3 protein-coding genes are annotated in these 2,285 nt (G+C 67.2%); 1 reads left to right on the top strand and 2 read right to left on the bottom strand.

All coding sequences use genetic code 11. The annotated features are described in order from the left end of the window. The coding region (locus B1964_RS23550) for a patatin-like phospholipase family protein (RefSeq protein ID WP_216354278.1) at positions 1-429 on the bottom strand (429 nt) is incomplete at its 3' end. 152 nt (positions 430-581) lie between these two features. Continuing rightward, positions 582-1,151, bottom strand: a complete 570-nt coding sequence (locus B1964_RS23545) for a type 1 glutamine amidotransferase domain-containing protein (RefSeq protein ID WP_079931497.1) — start codon at positions 1,149-1,151, stop codon at positions 582-584. Between the two features lie 110 nt (positions 1,152-1,261). Here B1964_RS23545 and B1964_RS23540 point away from each other — a divergent pair. Next, the coding region (locus B1964_RS23540) for an FAD-dependent oxidoreductase (protein WP_079931496.1) at positions 1,262-2,285 on the top strand (1,024 nt) is incomplete at its 3' end.

Raw genomic sequence — 2,285 nt, 5'->3', positions numbered from 1 at the left:
TCGCCCGTCGCCGGACAACACGGAGTCGACGGCGCGAAAGCCCGACCAGCGATCCGCTGCGGCGTTGTCGGACGAGCTGCGCAGCAGATCCCAGAGACCACCGTCCTTCTCCCACGTGCTGCGCACGATCGAGTCGGTGACCACCCCGTAGCTCTGCGCGAGTGCGAAGAGCACGGCGTTGAGTCCACCCGCGCTGGCTCCGGCGAGGATGTCGAACTCGACGGCTTCGTACTTGGCTTCGCCGAGCAACTGACGATAGATCTCGGCACGGCCCGAGGTGTCAGAGGTGTCGTCGTTGGCCCGCCGCAACAGATCGAGCTCCGCGATCACCCCGCCGATCCATACCGCCATGCTCACTCCGCCACGCATGGCGAGCGCCACGCGCAGGGTGCGGGTAGGACTCTGACTCGTGCTGGTGTCCGGTGACATCGTCGCGGTCCTCCGCCGGGGTCATCGCCCGACGCGACAACACTGATGCCTATTCAATCGCAGTCCGGACCGAATCGGACAGCATGGTGTTCCCCGGCGTCTGCGAATCGATATACGCGACGCCGGGGGCGCTACTCAGGCGTCGGCGGTACTCAGGCGTCGGCAGTTCTGCGGCCGAACTCCACGACGAGTGCGGAGTTGAAGGCGGCCAGATCGTCCGGTTTGCGGCTGGTGATGAGGGTGTTGGTCCCGTTGCGATCCACCACCACCTCTTCGTCCACCCAGTTGCCGCCGGCATTGGCGATGTCGGTCTTCACACTCGGCCACGAGGTGATCGAGCGACCCCGGACCACATCGGCTTCGACGAGGGTCCACGGTGCGTGGCAGATCGCGGCGACCGGCTTGCCCGCGTCGAAGAAGCCCTTGATGAAGTCGACCGCGGACTCGACCGTGCGCAGATAGTCCGGGTTGGCCACCCCACCCGGCAACACGAGCGCGTCGAAGTCGTCGGGGGTGACGGTGTCGGTGGTGGCGTCGACGTCGAAGGTGTCGGCCTTGTCGAGATGCTCGAACGCCTGCACGGTGCCGCTGTCGGTGGACACCAATCTCGGCGTGCCGCCGACCTCTTCGACCGCCCGCCACGGCTCGGTGAGCTCGACCTGCTCGATGCCCTCGGGTGCGACGAGAAATGCGACGGTGATTCCCTTGAGTTCTTCAGCCATGGTGCTGCTCCTTTCGCGTCTGTTCTCTCCCCCGGCTGTCCCGGTTACCCCAGAGCAGTCGCGTCCAAACCCTGTCGTGTCAGAAGCCGTGCGCTTGTACTGTCGGGCACATGACCACCACCTCGGACGTCGCCGTCATCGGCGCGGGCATCGTCGGACTGTCGGCGGCACACGCGGTACGTTCCCGTGGGTACTCGGTGACGGTCTTCGAGTCGGGAACGCCCGGTTCGGGACAGTCGGCCGGAGTATCGCGAATCTTTCGGCACGCGCACGACGATCCGCGGATGGTGGCACTCGCGGTCCGGGCGCGACGGCAGTGGCGCGACTGGGAGGACACCTTCGGTGTGCGACTCGTCAGCGACGACGGTGCGCTCGCACTCGGACCGACCGCCGTGCGACGGCTGGCCCTCCTCGAAGATCACCCCGACATCGGGGCGCGACTCGTCGACCGTGACGAACTGGCCTCGCTGCTACCGATACTCGGCCACTACGACGGCGGCGCGGTATTCGACCCGAATGGCGGGTCGATCGACACCCGAACGGCGATTGCGCGTCTGGCGGACGAGGCACGAGAGGCAACGACCGGGGCCGGGCTGATCGCCGAGCAGGCGATCACCGTGCGCGACCGCTCCAACGGAGTCGAGATACGCACCCCGACAACGCTATCCACGCACGGCGCGGCGGTGGTGGCAGCCGGACGCGGCACCGCTGCCCTGGCCCGCGCGCTCTCGGTGGCGATACCGGTCGAACTCGGTGCGCACGTTCGGGTTTCGTTCGCCCTGCGCGAGGTTCCCGACCGGCTGCCGACACTGCAGGACGGCAGCGGAGCATTCGGGGTGTCGGGCGTGTATGCCGCTGCCTATCCCGACCGCTCCGCGTTCGGGCTCGGTCTCTCCGATTCGGTTGTCGCGCATGATGACGGAGCCATCGACGACGTCGACGCCCTGGCCCGCTCGGCCGACAACGCGATCGCCTACGCCTCCCGAGCACTTCCCGGGCTTGTCCACGAACCGATCGGCATCGTGCACTGCTGGGTCACGCGTCTGCCCTGGGGTGACGACGGGGTGGCGATCTGGAAGTCGGGCAACGCCTACGTGATTGCCGGACACAATCTCTTCAAACACGCACCGGTCC

The sequence above is a fragment of the Gordonia sp. i37 genome (genome assembly GCF_002043085.1).
Classification (GTDB): domain Bacteria; phylum Actinomycetota; class Actinomycetes; order Mycobacteriales; family Mycobacteriaceae; genus Gordonia; species Gordonia polyisoprenivorans.
This window is presented reverse-complemented; position numbering and strand designations above follow the sequence as displayed.